The following is a 21,332-nucleotide window of genomic DNA, read 5'->3' as shown; positions in this document are numbered from 1 at the left end:
AAGTATTGAAGAGGTGAAGTATGGCTATTTCGTTTACTGGTTTAGGTTCTGGATTAGCAGTATCAGATATTGTTGATGCACTAGTAAATGCAGAACAAGCACCTGCTGAAGCTCGATTAAATACAAGAGAAGGCAAGTTAACAACTGATATTTCAGCTGTAGGCGCACTTAAGTCTGCGCTCGAAAAAGTGCAAACGTCAATGGAAGCATTGGGCGATAGTGATAACTATCAAAAGCGAACAGCATCTGGCAATGATGATTTTATATCAATTAGTGCAGATCAAGACGCTCAACCAGGTAGCTACAACGTAAAAGTGGATGCATTAGCGCAAGCTCATAAGTTATCATCCCCTGCATTTGCAGCAGACGAAGCAATTGGTGCTGGCGTAATTACGATAGGTTCTGGCACAAATAGTTTTTCTACGGTTTTATCGGCTACAAACACGTTAGAAGATTTACGAGACCAAATTAATAACGGCCCTTTTACTGGCAGTGATAGCAATGATTCTGTTGTTGCAACTATAATAACCAGCGATACCGGTCAGCATTTAGTGCTTACAAGTAAAGAAACCGGCGAAGACAACGCAATTACAATAACTGTACAAGACGATGACGGTAATAATACTGATACAGGTGGCCTATCTCGGTTAGCTTATGATGTATCAGACGCAGACCCAGCTAATCACACTACTAATCTTACTGAAGTAAACGCTGCGCAAAACGCACAAATAACGATTGATGGCACGTTAACTGTATCAAGCAATACTAATGAATTTAGTAATGTAATTGATGGCGTGGATATAACAGCTAAAAAATTACATGATGTTGACGACGACATTAGTGATATATCGGTTACCGAAAATAACAATAATATAAAATCTGGGCTAGAGAATTTCATTGAAAGTTACAATGATCTGCTTGAACTTAGTAAAAATTTAGGTGCGTCTAGTACTGATGGTGTAGGTGTCATGGCTGGTGATTCGCTGCTTCGTGGTGTTATGTCAAAGCTCCGTAGTGAAATCACCGAGTCAATTGACTTAGGTGATGGTAATTCGTTATCACTTTCGCAATTAGGTGTTGAAACAGATCGCTACGGTGTTTTAACCCTAAATACAGAAACATTGGATGAGCAAATAGACTCTAATGTAGATCTGGTGCAACAGTTTTTTATTGGCACAGATGAAGATGAAGGTGGTTTTGCTCAGTCCTTCGATGAGCTAATGAGCTTTTATACAGATTCTGACGGTATTATCCAAAACCGAATAGACAGTAAAACGAACCAACTTGATGATTTAGATGATGATCGCTTGGATCTTGCCAGTAAAATGGAGTCGCTATCTTCTCGATTATATGCTCAATATAATGCGATGGATTTATTAGTGGCGAGCCTTAATAACACCAGCAGTTATGTTCAAGCTCAATTAGAGAATATGCCAGGCGTAGTAAGAGATAACTCTTAGTAGATAAATGTAATATTAAATTAATAGCTAAATTAAGAAAACACAAAAAAACCGTTATTTAAAACGGTTTTTTTGTGTTTTCTATTTGAGTAGATTTTAGCGACTTGCTTTATAAGCTTTAATCGCCTTATCTGATTTTTTATGTTTAATAATAGCTTTAGATGATTCGTTTTTTGCACCATTCGCTTTTACTAAAATAGTATTGATACGAAGCTGAATTAATTCTAATTCCTCCGCACTTGGGCCGTCGCTGCTTTCGCACCATTGCTTTAGTTCAGTATTTAAAGTGTCTAAAAGAGGCTGAGCTTCATCTGCATTATCATCATTTACTAAGACTTCAATTTTACTAAGCAACGTTTGTATGAGCTCAGAGCTGTTTGTTAGTTGCTCTGAAGATGTTGGCGAGTCCATAATTGAAATTAAACCGCAGGGCTGCGTTGATCTAGCGGGATGTTATCCCAGCCTTCTTTAATTTCTTTAACAATACTTGATACTTCAATAATAGCTTCAATATCGTTATTTATGTTCGCTTGCGTTAAACGGCGTTGGCAGTAATCGTAAAGTGCCAATAAATTGTTAGAAATACTAGGGTCTTGCTCTACTTCTAAATTAAGTGCGTCTTGCAGTGCGCCAAATAATAAAACACAGGCTGAAATATTTTCACCTTTTTTTTGTATTTCTTTGCGCTCAATAAACCCTTTTGTTGCTGCTAAGCGACCGATGATATTACTGAATATAAGGTTTATTTGTTCGTAAGGGGCCATTTCGGCAATGCTACTAGCACGAACTTGACCGTATTTTTTTACTGAGACATGAGCCATGGGAAAATCCTAAAATTTAAAACGATAAAATTATGTGAAAGCTATTATAAAAATTTATATAAAAAATCAATAAAGCTTTTATACTTTTATAAGAACAAAGCAATATTAATGCCAAGCATTTTCACTTATCTATGTATCGGCATTTGTAACTTCAACTTAAATTTATAATTGAGTTTATTTACTAACAATAGCATTTTTATTGCCGAGTAAATTAATTTTTAGGACTAAGTTATAGTTAGGTAATAGTTAAGTAACGGCTAAGTTAAAACTATAACTCATACTTAATGATTAACTATTAAGTATGATTGACTTAACTAGCCCGCCTGTTTTTTGGCGTTTATGTCAAAAAACTGCCGCTATCACTTGCATCCATGCTGAACTGGCTTACAATTTAACTAATTATACAAATNCGGCTCGCTAAATATGATCTTGATTTTAGATAATAATAACAACCGCGCAATAGGATTAAATGCTTCACTTGGCTTTATTGGTGAAGCTGTACAACTATTAAGCGAAGACTGCTTTGAACAAGAATGCAAAAAATATCAGCAGCAAGAATGCATGATTATTTTAGGAGCGTTGCAATCACTTGACCACGAAAGCTTAATTAAACGCTATCCAACATTACCGTTTTTATTAATTGGTGAAACGCTAAAACCATTATTGAGTATAGCTAATGTGGTGGGGCTTATTTGCGAGCCATTTAATCACGAAGTGACAACGCAGTTACTTCACGATTGTCAGCAGTATCAGCGTATGCTGCCTAATGAGCATAAGCATACTAAACCACACAAAACCTTTGACGGGCTAGTTGGTGAAACAGAGGCCGTAAAAGATGTTCGCTTTTTAATTGAACAAGTGGCAAAAACCGACGCCAATGTTTTAATTTTAGGCGAATCAGGCACAGGTAAAGAAGTGGTTGCCCGTAATGTACACTTGCTTTCAAAGCGTATTAATGGACCGTTTGTACCAGTTAACTGTGGTGCTATTCCGGCAGAACTGCTCGAAAGTGAACTATTTGGCCACGAAAAAGGCGCGTTTACTGGTGCTATATCGGCTCGTAAAGGGCGGTTTGAACTAGCTCAAGGTGGGACGCTATTTTTAGATGAAATAGGCGATATGCCACTGCAAATGCAAGTTAAATTGCTGCGAGTATTGCAAGAACGCAGCTACGAGCGTGTTGGTGGTACAAAGGCTATTCAGGCTGATGTACGCGTTATTGCGGCCACGCATCGTAACCTAGAAACAATGATTGAAGAGGGCAGTTTTAGGGAAGATTTATATTACCGCTTAAATGTATTTCCTATCGAAAACCCATCGCTAAGTGAGCGAGCTGATGATATTCCGCTGCTTTTAAAAGAGCTAATGCGCCGTGTTAACGACCAAACAGGTTCTACCGCTAAGTTTACAGAGCGAGCAGTTGAGAGCTTAAAAGAACATACTTGGCCTGGTAATATTCGTGAGCTTGCTAACTTAGTGGAGCGTATGGTTATTATGTTTCCTGAAAAAGTGGTCGATATTCCCGATTTACCTAATAAATATCGTTACATTGAAGTTGAAGCCTACGAGCCTGAATACCCCGAAGAGTTAATGGAAAAAGACGCCTTTAACGACATATTTAGTACAGGCTTTAGTGATTACGAAACTGAGCCAGACGCTGAGTTTAGCCAAACGGGTAGTGGGCTATTGCCTGATGATGGTATTGAACTTAAAGATTATTTAGCAGAGCTTGAGATTAGCTTAATAACCCAAGCTCTAGAGCGCTATGATTATGTTGTAGCTCGCGCTGCAGAAATATTAGGTGTACGCAGAACCACACTCGTTGAGAAAATGAAAAAGTATAATCTATCACGGGATTAAGGTTTAAAAGCAGCTGTCAGTGTTTAGTTATAAATTGGCCAAACACAGTAGATAAATAACCCCTCGTTTTGTAGGTGCGGTTTTATACCGCACTTTACTTAAAAATATTAGCAAGAGCGCGAAGTAAATTCGCACCTACACGGTTTTTACTTTTGTTGTTACGCTAGACTTGCACGCGTGAAAAACAAGACTTTTAATCACTTCTTTTAATCACTTAATTAAAACGTTATTTTACAAAGAGAAAAAACGAGGGTAAATGAGAAGCCATAGTCAACTTACGCTTTACTTATCTAGAGCGCAGCGTCTCTTAACCTCTTTGTGAACAAATTACTTTTGTGGTTATAAATCACTTACCCACTAAAAGCTTTAATAATTTCTTCTTTTCTAAAACAATCATTACTGTGATCGTTAACCATACCGCAGGCCTGCATATGAGCGTAAACCGTTGTAGGGCCTAAAAACTTAAAACCCCGTTTTTTTAAATCTTTAGCAAATGCGGTTGATGCCTCTGTAATTGCTGGGTAGTCTTCAATGTTATTTAAATTACTTATAATCGGCTTATTACCCACAAACTGCCATTGGTAGTTACTAAAACTTCCAAATTCATTTTGTATTTCTATAAAGCGCTTTGCGTTGTTAACAGTTGCCGAAATTTTTAAGCGATTGCGCACAATACCCTCATCAAGCATTAATCTCTCAATGTCATCTTGTGTGAATTGGGCTACTTTTTTTACATCAAAATTAGCAAATGCTTTTTTATAACCGCTGCGCTTTTTTAAAATTGTGTACCAGCTTAAGCCGGCTTGCGCGGATTCAAGCGTGATAAATTCAAACAGCTTTGTATCATCATAAAGGGGGACGCCCCATTCTTCATCATGGTAAATAACGTAGTCGGGTTTAGCGGTGTCGAGCCACGGGCAACGGCACTTTATTTGCTCACTCATTATTATTCCTTTTTGCGTGCGTCATTTTTATGTCGCTCAAATTGTTGATGTAACTTAATGATAAGTATGCAAATAAATTTTGGTATAAATCGTGCATTTAGACATATATCTACATCAATTCGAGATTTGATTATGGCCCTTGCTAGCGTGCTAAAACCACAGTTTTTTTCTGCAAATCAGTATAACCCATGTTTACTTCAAGAGGAGTACATTGGTGAATTAAGCGATCTGCGCAAGCAAGCAAGTTGGCTTTCGCATTTGGTTGATACAATGCCAGCAGGCGTGGTTGTACTTGATGGCAAAGGGTTGATTGCAAAAGCGAATCAAATAGCGATTGATATGCTTGGCGAGCCACTTGAAGGCGAACGCTGGTTTAATGTTATTCAGCGCTCTTTTAGGCCGCATCAAGATGATGGTCACGAAGTGTCTTTAAAAGACGGGCGCCTAATAAAACTTGATATTACCGCTTTAGCACCAGAGCCTGGACAACTTATTTTAATGACGGATTTAACCGAAACTCGCCGCTTACAAAAGCGTGTTGCACATATGCAGCGATTAAGCGCGCTGGGTAAAATGGTTGCGTCATTAGCGCATCAAGTCCGTACGCCGCTCTCAGCCGCTATGCTTTATGCTGCTAATTTAGGGTCTAAGCGCTTACCCGAAGCATCTCGCGATAGTTTTCAAACAAAGTTAATGTCGCGCTTAAAAGATTTAGAAACTCAAGTAAACGACATGCTTTTATTTGCTAAAAGTGGCGATCAGCAAGTTGTTGAGCAAGTTTCAATGCAGCAGCTTTTAACAGAAGTTAAAGCAGGCGCTGATGCGATGGTCGCACTTAATGAAAGTGAACTGGATGTAAGTTTACCAGAGCCAGATATACAAATAGTCGGTAATAAAACGGCATTGGCCAGTGCTATTCAAAATCTTGTGCACAATAGTATTCAAGTTATTGGCGGCGGTGCAAAAGTAAAAATTAGCGCACAAAGAGATTTAAAAGATTTAGATATGGTTCGTATTAGTGTGAGCGACAATGGCCCAGGTGTTGATTTAAGCCAAAGCGATAAAATCTTTGAACCATTTTTTACTACAAAAAGTCAGGGCACAGGCTTAGGGCTTGCTGTAGTGAGTTCGGTGGCTAGTGCACACCAAGGCCGTGTTGATGTGACTAATAATACGCATGGTGGTGCCTGCTTTAGCTTGTTACTGCCTATTAAGGCAACATCTAAATTAGAGGGTTCATTATGAGTAACACTATTTTAGTTGTCGAAGATGACGCTGGGCTTCGTGAAGCCTTAATAGATACCCTTGAAATGTCGGGTATTGAATGTGTTGCAGCGAACAGTGCTGAGCAAGCAATGATATTGCTTAAAAAAGATCAATTTTCGCTTGTTGTAAGCGACGTGCAAATGGGCGCAATGAGTGGACTTGATTTACTACGCAGTATTAAATTAAACCACCCTGATTTACCTGTATTAATGATGACGGCGTACGCCACAATTGACGATGCAGTAGAAGCCATGCGCCTAGGTGCAATTGACTACATGGCTAAACCATTTGCACCTGAAGTGCTGTTAAATATGGTGAGCCGTTATTTGCCTGAAAAAGCAAAAGAAACCGACGGACCTATTGTTGCCGACCCAACTAGTATTCAATTATTGGAGCTTGCGAGTAAAGTAGCACGCTCTGATGCAAGTGTAATGGTACTTGGCCCAAGTGGTTCAGGTAAGGAAGTACTCGCTCGTTATATTCATGATAAGTCGAGTCGTTGTAATGAGCCATTTGTGGCGATTAACTGCGCGGCTATTCCTGAAAATATGCTCGAAGCCACTTTATTTGGTTACGAAAAAGGGGCTTTTACAGGCGCGATTCAAGCATGTCCGGGTAAGTTTGAGCAAGCACAAGGCGGCACTATTTTACTTGATGAAATTACAGAGATGGACTTAGGGCTACAAGCAAAGCTGTTACGCGTACTGCAAGAGCGTGAAGTAGAGCGCTTAGGGGGTCGTAAAACAATTCAGCTCGATGTACGTATTTTGGCAACCAGTAATCGTGATTTAAAAGAAGCCGTGTCTGAAAACCAATTTAGAGAAGATTTATATTACAGGCTTAATGTTTTTCCACTTATGTGGCGACCATTGTGCCAACGCCCTGGCGATATTATTGTATTGGCTAAGCATTTAATTGAGCGCCATATCAGTAAAAGTAAAGAGCCCATGGCGTATTTAGATAAAGCTGCCGAGCAAAAGTTACTGGCCCACGCGTGGCCTGGAAATGTGCGCGAGCTTGATAACGTTATACAGCGTGCGCTTATACTGCGAAGTGGCGATACAATAAACGAGCATGCTATTTTTATTGAAAACTTAGTAGCTAATAACTTTGTTATGGAGCCTTCATTGGCACCGGCGCCAACAGAAGTGGCTCACGTAAATAAAGGCGTTGATAAAAGCACGCTAAGCTCGGCATACTACGATGAAAAATTGCATGCCGAGGATGAGCCTAAACAAGGTTTACTAGCAGCAGATACCGGTAGCTATAAAGATGAGCTTAAAGATAAAGAGCATCGCATTATTTTAGAAACCCTTGCACGTTGCCAAGGTAAGCGTAAAGACGTTGCCGAAACGTTGGGCATAAGCCCACGAACTTTACGTTATAAACTAGCGCAAATGCGCGATTTAGGTATTTCACTTCCTGCATAACCTCCTATAAACCCTAAGTTTGCGCTGCGAACTTAGGGTTGTCAAAACTCTGACTCACATAATTTAAAGCTAACTGCATGTATTTTAACAATTAATTATTTGGCATGTTTTGTGCTTTATTACTTGTAAGAGTTCACTGCGTGTCAGAGATAAATTATGAAAATTCAAAACAGTGCTGTATTTCAAGAAATGCAATCAATGGCTTTAGAAGCCGGCCGTAATAATCAAATAAATAAATTGCCGACTCAAGTTCAGCCTACTTCTACTTCCCAGTTTGGCGACATGCTAAGTGATGCACTAAATACAGTGCACGGTCTACAGCAAGATGCAGGTCAAAAAGTAAAAGCGGTTGAAATGGGTGATCGAAGTGTATCGCTTGCTGAGGCGATGATTGCTTCTCAAAAATCGTCAGTTGCTTTTGAGGCTACAGTACAGGTTCGTAATAAACTTGTTGAAGCTTATAAAGAAATCATGAACATGCCTGTTTAATTAGGTAGTGGAGAATTATTGTGGCGCAATCTAACCAATCTACAGACCTAGCACTTGCTGGCGGCGGTATCGACCAAAGTGGTGGTGATGATCAACAAGAACAAAAGTCAGGCTACTTAAGTGCTTTAAGTGGTGTTGATGTATTGCGCCAAGTAACACTGGTAATAGCATTAGCGATTTGTTTGGCTATCGCGATTTTCATTATTATCTGGGCTCGTCAGCCAGATATGCGCCCGTTAGGCAAAATGCAAACTGAAGAGCTTATTCAAACATTAGACTTTTTAGATGCACAAAAAATTGAATATCAACTCGATGGCAATGTTGTATCGGTTGATGAAAGTGAATACCAAAACATTAAGCTACTAATGACCCGTGAAGGGTTAGAGCAAGGTCCAGCATCAGGCTCTGACATTATTATGCAAGATATGGGCTTTGGTGTAAGCCAACGTTTGGAGCGTGAGCGCCTAAAACATGGTCGTGAACAGCAATTAGCACGCACAATTGAAGAGCTTAACAACATTACTCGCGCCAAAGTATTGTTAGCTATTCCTAAAGAAAACGTATTTGCCCGCAGAGAGAAAAAACCATCAGCTACCGTTGTATTAACACTTAAACGTGGGCGTTCACTTGACCGTGAAGAAGTAGACTCTGTTGTTGATATGATTGCCTCAGCAGTACAAGGCTTAGAACCTGCACGTGTTACAGTTACCGATCAAAATGGTCGATTATTAAATTCAGGTTCGCAAAGCTCACTAGCAGCACGCTCTCGTAAAGAATACGATTTAGAGCGTAAGCGCGAACAAGAGTACCTTGAAAAAATAGACAGTATTTTAATACCGGTTGTTGGGCTTGCAAACTATACAGCTCAAGTTGATTTGAGTATGGACTTTAGCTCGATTGAGGAAACTCAAAAGCGTTATAACCCAGACTTACCAGCGGTTAGAAGCGAAACCACATTTGAAGAAAATAACATTGGCGGCCTAGCTGTTGGTATTCCAGGTGCGCTTACAAATCAGCCACCGCTAAATTCAAATATCCCTGAGGTTGCGGGGCAAGGTGGTGCAGGCACTGCTACTTCTCCAACACGCAGCCACAAAGAAGCTACACGTAATTATGAACTCGATACAACCATTTCGCACAAGCGCCAGCAAAGTGGTGTTATACGCAGAATAAGCGTATCAGTTGCTGTTGACTATATTCCTAAAGTGGGAGAAAACGGCGAAACAACCATGGCTCCACGCTCGGTTGAAGCATTGTCAAATATTCGTCGCTTACTACAAGGCGGTGTGGGCTTTGATATGCAACGTGGTGATGCACTTGAAGTAGTAACAGTGCCGTTTGTACGTGAAGCAACAAATTTAGCAATAGAAGTGCCACTGTGGGAACAAGACTGGTTTATGAAAATAGCCCGCCTTGTACTAGGCGCCTTAGTTATCATTGTATTGATAATGGCAGTAGTAAAACCAATGCTTAAACGCTTAATTTACCCAGACGATACACTAGAAGAATACGACGAAGATGCATTAAGTTCAGGCGTAGATATTGGCGACAATACACTTGATATGCTAAATAAAGACTTTGATTCTGCTTCGGTTGGTTTCTCAAGTGATGGTACACTGCAGTTACCGGATTTACATGGCGACGAAGATTTACTTAAAGCAATTCGTGCCCTTGTAGCTAACGAACCAGAACTATCATCACAAGTAGTGAAAGCGTGGTTAACAGAAGATGACTGATCAAGAACAAAAACAACTCCCGCCAGCCTTTGATGTTGATAAGCTCGATGGGGTAGATAAAGCCGCTATATTACTTTTGAGTTTATCAGAAGAAGATGCCGCGCAAATCCTTAAACACTTAGAACCTAAACAGGTGCAAAAAGTGGGTATGGCAATGGCTGGGCTACAGGATTTATCTCAAGCTAAAATTAGCGCTGTACACAACTTGTTTATAGAACAAATTCAAAGCTTTAGTACCATTGGTTTTCAGTCAGAAGACTTTATTAAAAAAGCGCTTACAGCAGCACTTGGTGAAGACAAAGCCGCTAGCCTTATTGACCAAATTGTTATGGGCTCAGGTGCTAAAGGCTTGGATTCATTAAAATGGATGGACTCTAAGCAGGTAGCAAACATTATTCGTAATGAGCATCCGCAAATTCAAACTATTGTATTATCGTATTTAGAGCCAGAACAGTCAGCTGAGATTATTGCTCAGTTCCCTGAAAAAGTACGCTTAGATTTAACCATGCGTATTGCAAACCTCGAAGAAGTTCAGCCAGCAGCACTGCAAGAGCTAAACGAAATCATGGAAAAACAATTTGCCGGTCAAGCTGGTGCGCAAGCCGCTAAAATGGGTGGCTTAAAAGCTGCTGCAGATATTATGAACTACCTAGATACTAACGTAGAAGGGCAGTTAATGGATTCTATTCGTGAGCATGACGAAGAGATGTCGCAGCAAATTCAAGACTTAATGTTTGTGTTTGAAAACTTAATGGATGTTGAAGACCGTGGTATTCAAGCAATCCTACGAGAAGTACAACAAGACGTATTAATGAAAGCAATCAAGGGCACCGACGATGCCCTTAAAGATAAAATACTGGGCAATATGTCTAAACGTGCAGCCGAAATGCTTGCTGATGATTTAGAAGCAATGGCACCTGTTCGTATAAGTGAAGTAGAAGCGGCGCAAAAAGAGATTTTATCAACAGCGCGTCGTTTATCTGACTCAGGTGAAATTCAGCTGGGCGGCGGCGGTGGCGAGGAGTTCCTGTAAACCATGAGCAAACTCAAAGGGCGCACACTTCACGCTGATGAAGCAGATGAATTATTAAAAAACTGGGCTATTCCAGATGTAGCACCAGATGAGAGCAGCTTTGGCAATCGCTCTACGGCTTACGGCACACCGCTTAGTGAGTTGTACAAAAAAGAATTAGCTGAAGAAATGCCAGTTGATGAGCCACAAGAACCAGAACTCCCTGCGCTTACCATGGTTGAGCTTGAACGCATTAGGCAAGACGCCTACGAAGAGGGCCTTAAACAAGGTCATGAGCAAGGCTACATAGACGGCTTTGAAAAAGGCGTTGGCGAAGGTAAAGAAGCAGGTTACAAAGAAGGCTTAGAGCAAGGTAAAACACAAGGCCTTGAAGATGTAAAACCATTAATTGAAGAGCAGTTAACAAGTTTAAAAGCCATTTTAGAGGGGCTAACTGCACCGCTAGATAAAGTGGACGAACAAGCTGAAAAGCAATTAGTACAACTTGCTAGCATGTTAGCGGAAGCTGTTATTTATCAAGAAGTAAAAACATCGCCAGATGCGATTTTACATACGTTAAAGCAAAGTATTGATTCACTTAATGCGGAGCAAGAAAAAGTACGAATCCATTTAAACCCCGAAGACTTAGAACTCATAAAAGAGAGCTATGGCGAACAAACCATTATTGATAATAACTGGCAATTAATGGCAGAACCCACTCTTGAACGCGGTGGCTGTGAAGTTAAAACAGCGCAATCGTCACTCGACATGACCCTTAAAACACGTGTCAAAGAAACGTTGGATAGTTTTTTGCATAATAGTGGTATCTAACTATTTTATTGGCGTGTTATGTCAACTCAACGTGCTCATTTAAGCGAACGCTTATCTCAATATCAACAACATATTAAAACTCCAGCGCCTGCTGTGGCAGGTATTTTAACGCGTGTTGTTGGCCTTACCCTTGAGGCTAGAGGTTTACGTGCACCCGTTGGTAGCCAATGCAAAATAGAAACTATGAACGGCTTTGTAGACGCCGAAATAGTCGGTTTTAACGATCAAACTTTGTACTTAATGCCTAACGACCACATCTCTGGTGTATTACCTGGTGCGCGTGTTATTCCTCAAGTAAATAATTTAGGTTTACCTGTAGGGATGAGTTTATTAGGCCGCGTGGTGGATGGTTTAGGGCGACCGCTAGATGGCCTTGGTAAAATTAATGCTGAGCATCATTTAAAGTTTGCTCAAAATACTATAAACCCGCTTTCAAGAAGACCAATCACTAAGCCTATGGATGTAGGTGTGCGTGCTATTAACTCGGTTATCACAGTAGGGCAAGGCCAGCGTATGGGCTTGTTTGCAGGCTCTGGTGTGGGTAAATCAGTACTACTGGGTATGATGACCCGAGGTAGCGAAGCTGATGTAATTGTTGTTGGCTTAGTGGGGGAGCGTGGTCGCGAAGTAAAAGAATTTATTGAAGAAATACTCGGTGTAGAGGGGCGCAAACGTTCAGTTGTTGTCGCAGCGCCCGCTGATTCATCACCGCTTATGCGTTTAAAAGGCTGTGAGAGCGCCGTAACTATTGCAGAGTATTTTAGAGATCAGGGTTTAAACGTATTATTGTTACTCGATTCGGTAACGCGTTATGCAATGGCGCAACGTGAAATTGCACTTGCTGTAGGCGAGCCGCCTGCTACAAAGGGTTATCCGCCTTCGGTGTTTGCTAAATTACCTGCGCTGGTGGAACGTGCTGGTAATGGCGGTGAAGGGCAAGGTTCAATTACCGCCTTTTTTACGGTGTTGAGTGAAGGCGATGATATGCAAGACCCTATTGCTGATGCAGCGCGAGCTATTTTAGATGGCCACATTGTATTATCGCGTGATTTAGCCGACAGCGGGCACTATCCCGCTATAGATATAGAAAAATCGATTTCGCGTGTTATGCCTCAAGTCGTTTCTGAACCACACATGCAACAAGCCCGTGTACTTAAGCAAGTTTATTCAATGTATCAACAAAACAAAGATATGATTACTTTAGGTGCTTATCAAAAAGGGACCGATCAAATGCTCGACCAAGCCATAAATATGATGCCAAGAGTAAATGCATTTTTACAACAAGGTATGCGAGATGTCATTAGTTACGATGATGGTCTGCAAGGTCTTGCTCAGTTACTAGGACAAGCATAATGGCTAAAAACAAACTCGATTTATTGCTCAAAATTGAAAATGATAAAGAAGAAAATTTGCGCATGAGTTACTTACAAGCTAATCAAAACTTGCAATCGAATCAACAAAAGCTACAAGGTTTAAACAATTTTAGACTGGAATACTCTCAGCAGTTACACCTAAAAGGTAAGTCGGGTTTATCTAGTGCAGGGTTTGGTCAGTACCATGCTTTTATAGCTAAAATTGAAGAGGCAATTCGCCAACAAGCAAGTACCGTAAATACCGCTAAGCAAGTTGTTACTCAACGTAAAACTCTATGGCTTAAGCAGCAAATTAAAGCTAAAGCAGTTGCCAAATTAATCGAAAATCAAAAACTCAAAGCAAATGCGTTAATGGCAAAAAATGAGCAAAAAATGTTAGATGAATTTTCAGCTAATCAGTTTTTTCAACGTCGTAAAGCTTTGTAATTCAGGCACGTTAATTGCTTTGTTACTTAGTGGTATTTAACTTTTGGCGGTATGCGGTGGCATATTGCCGTAATGGTATTAGGTGATTTATGGCGATGAATAACATTTCGTTTTTAGTTTCTTCTGAAAAAGATTCACTGTTAGCTTTTAAAGACAATAGCTTAGCTAATGGCGAAGGAAATTTAGGCGAGGAATTTTTAAGCCAGCTAAACGAAGCGCATAACTCTATGGGGCCTTTGCTTAAGGGCAATAAAAATCCCGATGCCGAAAACTCGATTGCTATACCTAAGCATAAACAGCCAGAAGAAAATGAAAATCTGAGCGTAAAGCTAGATGAAGTAGCAACGGGCGAAGTTACTTTTGTGTCTGTTGAGATGCTTGATCAGATTAATTCAGCACAAGCAATGAGCACTTCGGTCAATAAGCCTTTTGATGCAACTAACAGTTTAGAATCAGAAAATGCAGAGCTAGAAGCTACACAGGTAGAGAATACCGAAATACAAAACACAGAATCAGAAAATACAGAATTAAAAAGCACATCAGGAATTGCATCAGCTAATGCAAGTGGCGAAGAAGCGAATGCAGCGAGTGTAGTGCAAAACCCGATTGCCACTAGTGTAGACTCTAAAGTGGCTAAATTAACTGATTCAAAAAGCGATAACTTTAGCTCACCATCTTTAAATTCATTACCATTAAATGAAGGAAAGCATCGTAAAAGTGCTGTTGCTGAGGCAATTGAAGGGCCATTAAACCCTATAAGTAAAAAACCCGATGACAGTTTTGGCTCTATAGTTGATGACACTGAATTAGTTTCAATGGATATTAAGGGACAATTAGCTCAAGATAAATCCGTTGATAAAAGTGCAAAAAATATAGTGTTGCCAACACCAGTGCCTACGCCAGTGGCTCCATCTGTAGCGACACCTTCTTTAACTGAATCAGAAACAATGCAAACAAGTTCACAGACATCTGAGAGCGAAAAAGGCGCAGCAATTGACGCCTTAATAGCTAAAGATGCGAGCTTAATTAAAGCTAATAATGTTATTGCTAGTTTAACGCCAGAGCAGCGCTCACAACTTAATGCGCAAGTTAAGATGTTAGAAAATACTGATTCAATGAACGGCGCGACTAGCAGTACTGCTGATCTCAAGCAAATGCTTGCGCAATTTATTACTGATAACGAAAAAGCACAGAGCACAGTAACTAAACAATCTTTTAGCACAGAAATAAATTCACTTAATACAGCTGAAAAACAAAGCTTATTAACGCAATTAAACGCTTATATGAAAACAGAGCAGCCTAAAGGCGAACAGTTGTCAGCGCTTAAGCAAACAGTTAATGAGTTAAAAGCTTCAATTGAAATAGGACTTGCCGACACAGCTAAATCAGACTCAAAAACGTTTGTAGCGTCAGAGACTCCTAATACAGTATATAATCCACAAAAGTTAAGCTTAAAGACATCGACAAACGAAGGGGCTGATTTAAATAAAGCCGTAACAACCTCAACTGAGGGTGATGATTTATTAAAATCACTTGAAGAATTACAAAAAGATGGCCTTAAAAAAATAACTGCAGAACAAACACCTGCACGCGTAGCACAAGTATTTACGCAAATTACAGCTGCTTTAAATACTCAGCAAACGAGCACATTAAGCCAATACGACTCATTAAGTTACGAGCAGAGCTTACTTGATACCCAAATAATACAAACTCAACAATTACAAAGTACATCGCAAGTTAAGCAAGTAAGTATTGATCCTGGTGTAATGCAGGCAATTAATATTGTTAAAAGTGATGCAGCTAAATTACTGCAAGAGCGCGTTAGCTCAATGCTGAGCATTAATAACAAAGAAGCAGAAATTCGCCTAGATCCTCCCGAAATGGGCAGTATGCAAATACGTATTCGTAGCGATGCAGAACAAGCACATATAAACTTTGTAGTACAAAATCAGCAAGCCAAAGAAGCACTTGAACAATCAATGCCGCGCTTACGTGAAATGTTAGCGCAACAAGGGTTAGAGCTTGGTGAAAGCACTATTTCTTATGGGCAATCAGGTGGTGAAACTGCCGAGCAAAGTGAGAGTGGACCCCAAGGTAATATGGCTAATAATAAGTCAGTTAATGATGAAAACGACGAGCAAGCAAATAACACTGCACAAAGTTCTCGACAACAAACTTCATCATCAATAGATTACTATGCCTAAGTACTGCTATTATAATAGTTAAAACAAGCAAGTACCTTTGCGATTAAAGGAATCATGATGGCTGAAGAAGCAAGTTTAGAAATTGAAGAAACCGGTAAAAGCAAAAAGAAACTCATAATAATTATAGTGGCTGTACTACTTATAATAGGTGGTGCTGCGGGTTACTTTTTTATGTCAGGTTCGGATGCGTCAGTTGAAACCTTGGATGAAGAAACTGCAATATCAGCAGATACCCCCTCAGCTGAGCCTAGTGATTCAGCTGAAATAGGCAGTGCTTTATATGTTGCGATGCCACGCCCATTTGTATTTAATGTGCCTGGCTCAAGTCGCGACAGAATTGTGCAAATTAAAGTACAGTTATTAGTACGTGGTGAAGTAAACGAAGAAACCGCTAAAAAGCATATTCCGCTAATAGAAGGGACGCTACTAAGTGTGTTTTCTACTACAACAGCCGATGAGTTAAGTACGAGTTCTGGTAAAGAAACACTTCGTTTTTCTGCACTTGAAAAGGTACAAAAAGCCTTGATGGATGTTGAAGGCAGCAAAGTAATTGAGCGGGTATTGTTTACCGGCTTTGTGATGCAATAAGGGGTTAGCGTGAGCGATTTATTATCCCAAGACGAAATTGATGCGCTATTACACGGCGTTGATGACGTTGAAGAGGAAGATATACACGAAGGTGAAGACGGCGGGGGAAGTACGCTTCAGTACGATTTTTCTTCGCAAGATCGGATCGTGCGTGGTCGTATGCCGACACTGGAAATTGTTAATGAACGCTTTGCTCGTCATATGCGAATTAGCCTATTTAACATGATGCGCCGCACCGCAGAGGTGTCTATTAACGGCGTGCAAATGATTAAATTTGGTGAGTATATCCATACTCTGTTTGTTCCAACCAGCTTAAATATGGTGCGTTTTAGACCGCTGAAAGGTACCGGCCTTATTACCATGGAAGCACGACTTGTGTTTATTTTGGTAGATAACTTTTTTGGTGGTGACGGGCGTTATCATGCAAAAATTGAAGGCCGAGAATTTACGCCTACAGAACGTCGTATTGTGCAAATGCTCCTTAAGATCATTTTTGAAGATTATAAAGAAGCATGGGCACCGGTTATGGATGTATCGTTTGAATATCTCGATTCTGAAGTAAACCCAGCTATGGCTAATATTGTAAGCCCAACCGAGGTTGTGGTTATTAGTTCTTTTCATATTGAACTCGATGGTGGCGGTGGCGATTTTCATATTGCACTTCCATATTCAATGCTTGAGCCAATTCGAGAGCTGTTAGACGCGGGTGTTCAATCTGATACTGAAGATACTGATTTACGTTGGAGCAAAGCACTTCGCGACGAAATAATGGATGTAGAGGTTGATATGTCGACTCAGTTACTTGAAGTCGATTTAACCTTAAGGCAGATTATGGAACTCAAAACTGGCGATATTATTCCGGTTGAAATGCCTGAGCATATAACCGTATTTGTTGAGGAATTACCTACATTTAGAGCCAAGATGGGCCGCTCTCGCGATAATGTTGCGCTTCAAATTAGTGAAAAAATTAAACGACCTGATTCAGTTAAATCTGAGCTGCATGTATTTACCAAAGGCGGCAAGAAAATTGACTCAGATGCAGAATTAGCAGAACTAGAAGATGATTTACACCTCTCTGACGGTGTAGACTTAGACTGGTAATTGATTAAAAGGTTAAAAGTATGAGCGATGATCAAGATACAATGGACGAATGGGCAGCAGCATTAGCAGAAGCCGAAGGTCCAGATGATAGTAGCGAAGCACATGTTGCAGAGCTTGATGAGTTAAGTGATTCAAAACACGAAATGAGTGGCGATGAAAAACGAAAACTCGACACTATTTTAGATATCCCCGTTACTATTTCAATGGAAGTAGGGCGCTCTAAAATTAATATTCGTAACTTACTGCAACTCAACCAAGGCTCTGTTGTTGAGCTTGACCGTGTCGCGGGCGAGCCGCTAGACGTACTAGTTAACGGTACTTTGATAGCTCATGGCGAAGTAGTTGTAGTAAACGACAAGTTTGGTATTCGCTTAACTGACGTGATAAGCCAAGTAGAGCGGATCAAAAAACTACGATGAGCTTATTAGTTGCTTTAACTAGTTCCGTTTTTTCAAAAGCAGATGTGGCAACACCAACTGGAGATATACTCTCTATGGTGCTGTCGCTTGTAATGGTGCTAGTACTAATTATTGTGCTGGCATTTTTTGTTAAAAAGCTTAATCCAAATTTAGCAAACAGCGATGAATTTAAAGTAGTCAGGAGCCTGCCTTTGGGTTCTCGTGAGCGTTTAATGGTTGTTGAGATAGATAATGCTCAGCATTTGCTTGGTGTAACTCCCCACAGTATTAATTATTTACACAAGTTAGAAACCCCATTAAGTGAAAAAGAACTGCCTGAACTCGCTAAACGATTTGGTAAACTTTTAAACCCGCAATCAAACCAAAATAAAAAGAATTAAACCTATGACTAAGTGGCTGCTTATTATTTTTGCCATGGTGTTTGTACCAAGTGTAAGCGCAGAGGGAATTGATGCGCTTACTATTACAACAAACACTGATGGCACACAAGATTACTCAGTAACGTTACAAGTTTTAGCAATTATGACGGCGCTGAGTTTTATACCGGCTGCCATAATTATGATGACCTCATTTACACGAATTATTGTTGTACTCGCTATTTTGCGCCAAGCAATTGGTTTACAGCAAACACCGTCAAACCAAGTGTTATTAGGCATGTCGCTTTTTTTAAGTATTTTTATTATGTCGCCTATTTATCAGCAGGTAAATGAGCGAGCTATAGAACCTTACTTAAATGAGCAGGTTACATCAGTAGAGGCTTTAGAGCTTGCTAAAGAGCCAATGAAAGCCTTTATGCTTTCTCAAGTGCGTCTAAAAGATTTAGAAACATTTGCTAAAATTGCCGGTTACGATCAGCTTGATTCACCAAAAGACACGCCATTAATAGTATTGATACCTGCATTTGTAACCAGTGAACTGCAAACCGCATTTATAATCGGTTTTATGTTTTTTATCCCATTTTTAATTGTTGATTTAGTGGTCGCCTCGGTATTAATGGCGATGGGTATGATGATGCTTTCACCCATGATTGTGTCCTTGCCGTTTAAAATTATGTTATTTGTACTTGTAGACGGCTGGAGCTTAGTGATGGGGACTCTAGCCAAAAGCTTTGGTTTAGGGACTTAGTATGCAAAGCATTAACATGACTCAACAATAGGAGTACAACATGGAACCGGAAATTTTTGTTGATATTCTAAGTGACGCGCTGTTTTTAGTTATTAAATTGGTGTCTGCAATTGTAGTCCCAGGCTTAATTATTGGTTTAGTTGTGGCTGTGTTTCAGGCCGCAACGTCAATCAATGAACAAACACTGAGCTTTTTACCTCGTTTATTAATTACTATTAGTGCGCTAATTGTTGGTGGGCACTGGCTTACTCAAGAACTAATGGACTTTTTTACTCGCCTAGTATTACTTATTCCTGAAATTGCAGGTTAAATGTGGAATATCCATTTGCTGTCGTTATTCAATGGTTGAGCGATTTTTTGTTGCCGCTGGTACGCATTAGCTCAATGATTATGATTATGGCGGGCTTAGGGGCTAAAAATGTTCCTACGCGTATAAAAATGGGTTTATCAGTTGTTGTAACTTTTGTTGTGGTTCCTGTTCTGCCGCCAGCTACATTCACTAATTTATTTTCGTTTGAGATGATTTTAGTGGTTATTCAACAAATGTTGATTGGTGTTGCTATTGGTTTTGCATCTATACTTTTACTAAATACTTTTGTGTTAGCAGGGCAAATACTTGCGATGCAAACGGGTTTAGGTTTTGCTTCGGTTATTGACCCTTCTAATGGCGCGAGTGTGCCTGCTGTGGGTCAGTTTTTCCTTATTTTGGCCACTCTGTTATTTTTTGCTTTTAACGGTCATTTAATGATGATTCAAATGGTGGTGCATAGTTTTCAAGTGCTACCCATTGATGGCACATGGTGGTCTGTAGATCATTACTGGGACATAGTGACCTGGGGCGGCTGGATGTTTACTACAGCACTAGTACTCTCGCTTGCACCGCTTACGGCTATGCTCGTTATTAATATGTCGTTTGGTATTATGACGCGCGCAGCACCGCAATTAAATATTTTCTCTATTGGTTTTCCGTTTACCTTGGTAGCGGGACTTATTATTATTTGGGCGACACTAGGTAACTTTGTTACTCAGTTTGAGTTTCAATGGTTAAAAATGGTTGAGCTAATGTGTACTTTAGTTGGTTGCTCACCTTAGGAGAAAGTCATGTCTGAAGACTCAGGGCAAGAAAAAACAGAAGAACCCACATCCAAAAAGCTTGAAGAATCTAAAAAGAAAGGCCAAATAGCACGCTCAAAAGAGCTAGGTACCATGTTTGTACTTATTTTTTCGGCTATATCGCTTTTGATGTATGGTCCTGAAATTGGCAAAGGTTTATACAATGTAATGGGCCGAACCCTTAGCTTAAACCGTAACGAAGCCTTTGATACCACTAAAATGTTTGCTGTATGGGGAGAGGTTGCAGACGCTTTAATGTTTCCTATGGCTATGTTTGTATTAATTATAGTTTTGGCTGCATTTATTGGGAATACGTTACTAGGTGGTTTTAATTTTAGCTGGGAAGCCGCTGCACCTAAAGCAAGTAAAATGTCGCCAATGAAAGGCTTTAAACGTATGTTTGGCCCGCAAGCGGCTATTGAGCTTGTAAAGTCACTTTTAAAATTTGGTTTGGTTGCAAGTTTTGCTGTGTTTTTAATTAATACTTATTTCGATGAAATACTGCATTTAAGTTTAGAAAGTGCACCAGGTAATATTATTCATGCCTTAGAGATTTTAGGGTGGATGTTTTTAGGCCTTTCATGCACTTTAATTATTATTGCCGCCATCGATGCGCCATTTCAAAGTTATAACCATAACAAACAACTTAAAATGACCATGCAAGAAATTAAAGATGAGTATAAAAACTCTGAAGGTGACCCACAAATAAAAGCGCGTATTAGGCAAACACAAAGGCAAATGTCGCAAAACCGCATGATGCAAGATGTCCCTGACGCTGACGTTATTGTTACCAACCCAACTCACTACTCAGTAGCATTAAAATACGATACAGAGCGTGCAGGAGCGCCTATTGTGCTTGCTAAAGGTATTGATGAAATGGCGATGCAAATTCGAAAAGTAGCAATAGGGAATGAAGTACCTATTTTAGAATCCCCTATGTTGACCCGAGCGCTTTACCATACGGCTGAAGTAGGAGAGCAAATACCCGATCAGCTATTTACTGCTGTTGCGCAAGTTTTAGCGTATGTATTTCAGCTTAAGCGCTTTAATAAAGGGCGCGGTAAACGCCCAACTAAGCTTAATAATAAGCTCCCAATCCCCGATGCCTATAAGTATTAAATCGCTAACTTAATA

Annotated in this window: 22 protein-coding genes; 19 read left to right on the top strand and 3 right to left on the bottom strand. The window is 40.0% G+C overall.

From position 1 onward, the window contains the following. Positions 1-20 precede the first annotated feature (20 nt). Entirely contained in the window at positions 21-1,460 is a 1,440-nt protein-coding gene (gene fliD / locus L656_RS0110815; protein ID WP_024599223.1) for a flagellar filament capping protein FliD, read from the top strand. Positions 1,461-1,556: 96 nt separating this feature from the next. On the opposite strand, the gene L656_RS0110810 is transcribed toward fliD, so the two are convergent. Together L656_RS0110810 and fliS are read right to left on the bottom strand one after the other, a co-directional pair. Continuing rightward, positions 1,557-1,871, bottom strand: a complete 315-nt coding sequence (locus L656_RS0110810; RefSeq protein WP_024599222.1) for a hypothetical protein — start codon at positions 1,869-1,871, stop codon at positions 1,557-1,559. Positions 1,872-1,879: 8 nt separating this feature from the next. Next, positions 1,880-2,281, bottom strand: a complete 402-nt coding sequence (gene fliS / locus L656_RS0110805) for a flagellar export chaperone FliS (RefSeq protein ID WP_024599221.1) — start codon at positions 2,279-2,281, stop codon at positions 1,880-1,882. A 423-nt stretch (positions 2,282-2,704) separates the two neighbouring features. On the opposite strand from fliS, the gene L656_RS0110800 reads away from it, so the two are divergent. After that, complete coding sequence (locus L656_RS0110800) at positions 2,705-4,141, top strand: sigma-54 dependent transcriptional regulator (RefSeq protein ID WP_024599220.1); 1,437 nt, start codon at positions 2,705-2,707, stop codon at positions 4,139-4,141. A gap of 350 nt (positions 4,142-4,491) precedes the next feature. On the opposite strand, the gene L656_RS0110795 is transcribed toward L656_RS0110800, so the two are convergent. After that, positions 4,492-5,085 (bottom strand): DNA-3-methyladenine glycosylase I, encoded by a 594-nt coding sequence (locus tag L656_RS0110795; RefSeq protein WP_024599219.1) that lies wholly within the window; start codon positions 5,083-5,085, stop codon positions 4,492-4,494. A gap of 132 nt (positions 5,086-5,217) precedes the next feature. Between L656_RS0110795 and L656_RS0110790 the strand changes: the two genes are divergently transcribed. From L656_RS0110790 to flhB, 17 genes are all read left to right on the top strand, one after another. Next, on the top strand, positions 5,218-6,330 hold the full coding sequence (locus L656_RS0110790) for a sensor histidine kinase (protein ID WP_024599218.1): 1,113 nt from the start codon (positions 5,218-5,220) through the stop codon (positions 6,328-6,330). Continuing rightward, complete coding sequence (locus L656_RS0110785; RefSeq protein ID WP_024599217.1) at positions 6,327-7,781, top strand: sigma-54-dependent transcriptional regulator; 1,455 nt, start codon at positions 6,327-6,329, stop codon at positions 7,779-7,781. The genes L656_RS0110790 and L656_RS0110785 overlap by 4 nt, the downstream gene beginning before the upstream one ends. A gap of 156 nt (positions 7,782-7,937) precedes the next feature. After that, a complete protein-coding gene (gene fliE / locus L656_RS0110780) occupies positions 7,938-8,270 on the top strand; it encodes a flagellar hook-basal body complex protein FliE (protein ID WP_008168784.1) in 333 nt (110 codons plus the stop codon). A 20-nt stretch (positions 8,271-8,290) separates the two neighbouring features. Then, positions 8,291-10,006: a flagellar basal-body MS-ring/collar protein FliF gene (gene fliF / locus L656_RS0110775; protein WP_024594884.1), complete on the top strand. Its 1,716-nt coding sequence runs from the start codon at positions 8,291-8,293 to the stop codon at positions 10,004-10,006. Continuing rightward, on the top strand, positions 9,999-11,039 hold the full coding sequence (gene fliG, locus L656_RS0110770) for a flagellar motor switch protein FliG (RefSeq protein ID WP_007581881.1): 1,041 nt from the start codon (positions 9,999-10,001) through the stop codon (positions 11,037-11,039). Before fliF ends, fliG begins: the two co-directional genes overlap by 8 nt. Positions 11,040-11,042: 3 nt before the next feature. Beyond that, positions 11,043-11,849 (top strand): flagellar assembly protein FliH, encoded by an 807-nt coding sequence (gene fliH, locus L656_RS0110765; protein ID WP_024599216.1) that lies wholly within the window; start codon positions 11,043-11,045, stop codon positions 11,847-11,849. Positions 11,850-11,867: 18 nt separating this feature from the next. Then, complete coding sequence (gene fliI / locus L656_RS0110760; protein ID WP_024599215.1) at positions 11,868-13,202, top strand: flagellar protein export ATPase FliI; 1,335 nt, start codon at positions 11,868-11,870, stop codon at positions 13,200-13,202. Then, positions 13,202-13,648, top strand: coding sequence for a flagellar export protein FliJ (gene fliJ, locus L656_RS0110755; RefSeq protein ID WP_024589948.1), 447 nt, complete (start codon positions 13,202-13,204; stop codon positions 13,646-13,648). The genes fliI and fliJ overlap by 1 nt, the downstream gene beginning before the upstream one ends. 89 nt (positions 13,649-13,737) lie before the next feature. Further along, entirely contained in the window at positions 13,738-15,852 is a 2,115-nt protein-coding gene (locus L656_RS0110750; protein ID WP_029750751.1) for a flagellar hook-length control protein FliK, read from the top strand. 57 nt (positions 15,853-15,909) lie between these two features. Next, positions 15,910-16,440, top strand: a complete 531-nt coding sequence (fliL, locus tag L656_RS0110745) for a flagellar basal body-associated protein FliL (RefSeq protein WP_024599213.1) — start codon at positions 15,910-15,912, stop codon at positions 16,438-16,440. 9 nt (positions 16,441-16,449) lie between these two features. Then, positions 16,450-17,541 carry a flagellar motor switch protein FliM gene (gene fliM, locus L656_RS0110740; protein WP_024599212.1) on the top strand — a complete coding sequence of 364 codons (1,092 nt, stop codon included), beginning with the start codon at positions 16,450-16,452 and terminating at the stop codon, positions 17,539-17,541. 20 nt (positions 17,542-17,561) lie between these two features. Next, positions 17,562-17,960, top strand: a complete 399-nt coding sequence (gene fliN / locus L656_RS0110735; RefSeq protein ID WP_024599211.1) for a flagellar motor switch protein FliN — start codon at positions 17,562-17,564, stop codon at positions 17,958-17,960. Then, a complete protein-coding gene (fliO, locus tag L656_RS0110730) occupies positions 17,957-18,340 on the top strand; it encodes a flagellar biosynthetic protein FliO (RefSeq protein ID WP_007377952.1) in 384 nt (127 codons plus the stop codon). Before fliN ends, fliO begins: the two co-directional genes overlap by 4 nt. 4 nt (positions 18,341-18,344) lie before the next feature. Continuing rightward, the gene (gene fliP / locus L656_RS0110725; RefSeq protein ID WP_024599210.1) at positions 18,345-19,085 is read left to right on the top strand and encodes a flagellar type III secretion system pore protein FliP; all 741 of its coding nucleotides are present in this window, start codon (positions 18,345-18,347) and stop codon (positions 19,083-19,085) included. Between the two features lie 40 nt (positions 19,086-19,125). After that, on the top strand, positions 19,126-19,395 hold the full coding sequence (fliQ, locus tag L656_RS0110720) for a flagellar biosynthesis protein FliQ (protein ID WP_002959325.1): 270 nt from the start codon (positions 19,126-19,128) through the stop codon (positions 19,393-19,395). Positions 19,396-19,397: 2 nt separating this feature from the next. Beyond that, the gene (gene fliR, locus L656_RS0110715) at positions 19,398-20,177 is read left to right on the top strand and encodes a flagellar biosynthetic protein FliR (RefSeq protein ID WP_007585805.1); all 780 of its coding nucleotides are present in this window, start codon (positions 19,398-19,400) and stop codon (positions 20,175-20,177) included. A gap of 9 nt (positions 20,178-20,186) precedes the next feature. Then, complete coding sequence (gene flhB, locus L656_RS0110710; protein WP_010553902.1) at positions 20,187-21,317, top strand: flagellar biosynthesis protein FlhB; 1,131 nt, start codon at positions 20,187-20,189, stop codon at positions 21,315-21,317. Positions 21,318-21,332 lie beyond the last annotated feature (15 nt).

Origin of the sequence: Pseudoalteromonas sp. TAE56 (genome assembly GCF_000497955.1) — a bacterium.
In the GTDB taxonomy this organism is placed as follows: Bacteria; Pseudomonadota; Gammaproteobacteria; order Enterobacterales; family Alteromonadaceae; genus Pseudoalteromonas.
This window is presented reverse-complemented; position numbering and strand designations above follow the sequence as displayed.

Excerpts from the sequence above, each read along its gene's own strand:
- fliD (WP_024599223.1), top strand. The coding sequence starts at position 21 with ATGGCTATTTCGTTTACTGGTTTAGGTTCTGGATTAGCAGTATCAGAT.
- L656_RS0110810 (WP_024599222.1), bottom strand. The coding sequence starts at position 1,871 with ATGGACTCGCCAACATCTTCAGAGCAACTAACAAACAGCTCTGAGCTC.
- fliS (WP_024599221.1), bottom strand. The coding sequence starts at position 2,281 with ATGGCTCATGTCTCAGTAAAAAAATACGGTCAAGTTCGTGCTAGTAGC.
- L656_RS0110800 (WP_024599220.1), top strand. The coding sequence starts at position 2,705 with ATGATCTTGATTTTAGATAATAATAACAACCGCGCAATAGGATTAAAT.
- L656_RS0110795 (WP_024599219.1), bottom strand. The coding sequence starts at position 5,085 with ATGAGTGAGCAAATAAAGTGCCGTTGCCCGTGGCTCGACACCGCTAAA.
- L656_RS0110790 (WP_024599218.1), top strand. The coding sequence starts at position 5,218 with ATGGCCCTTGCTAGCGTGCTAAAACCACAGTTTTTTTCTGCAAATCAG.
- L656_RS0110785 (WP_024599217.1), top strand. The coding sequence starts at position 6,327 with ATGAGTAACACTATTTTAGTTGTCGAAGATGACGCTGGGCTTCGTGAA.
- fliE (WP_008168784.1), top strand. The coding sequence starts at position 7,938 with ATGAAAATTCAAAACAGTGCTGTATTTCAAGAAATGCAATCAATGGCT.
- fliG (WP_007581881.1), top strand. The coding sequence starts at position 9,999 with ATGACTGATCAAGAACAAAAACAACTCCCGCCAGCCTTTGATGTTGAT.
- fliH (WP_024599216.1), top strand. The coding sequence starts at position 11,043 with ATGAGCAAACTCAAAGGGCGCACACTTCACGCTGATGAAGCAGATGAA.
- fliI (WP_024599215.1), top strand. The coding sequence starts at position 11,868 with ATGTCAACTCAACGTGCTCATTTAAGCGAACGCTTATCTCAATATCAA.
- fliJ (WP_024589948.1), top strand. The coding sequence starts at position 13,202 with ATGGCTAAAAACAAACTCGATTTATTGCTCAAAATTGAAAATGATAAA.
- L656_RS0110750 (WP_029750751.1), top strand. The coding sequence starts at position 13,738 with ATGGCGATGAATAACATTTCGTTTTTAGTTTCTTCTGAAAAAGATTCA.
- fliL (WP_024599213.1), top strand. The coding sequence starts at position 15,910 with ATGGCTGAAGAAGCAAGTTTAGAAATTGAAGAAACCGGTAAAAGCAAA.
- fliN (WP_024599211.1), top strand. The coding sequence starts at position 17,562 with ATGAGCGATGATCAAGATACAATGGACGAATGGGCAGCAGCATTAGCA.
- fliO (WP_007377952.1), top strand. The coding sequence starts at position 17,957 with ATGAGCTTATTAGTTGCTTTAACTAGTTCCGTTTTTTCAAAAGCAGAT.
- fliP (WP_024599210.1), top strand. The coding sequence starts at position 18,345 with ATGACTAAGTGGCTGCTTATTATTTTTGCCATGGTGTTTGTACCAAGT.
- fliQ (WP_002959325.1), top strand. The coding sequence starts at position 19,126 with ATGGAACCGGAAATTTTTGTTGATATTCTAAGTGACGCGCTGTTTTTA.
- flhB (WP_010553902.1), top strand. The coding sequence starts at position 20,187 with ATGTCTGAAGACTCAGGGCAAGAAAAAACAGAAGAACCCACATCCAAA.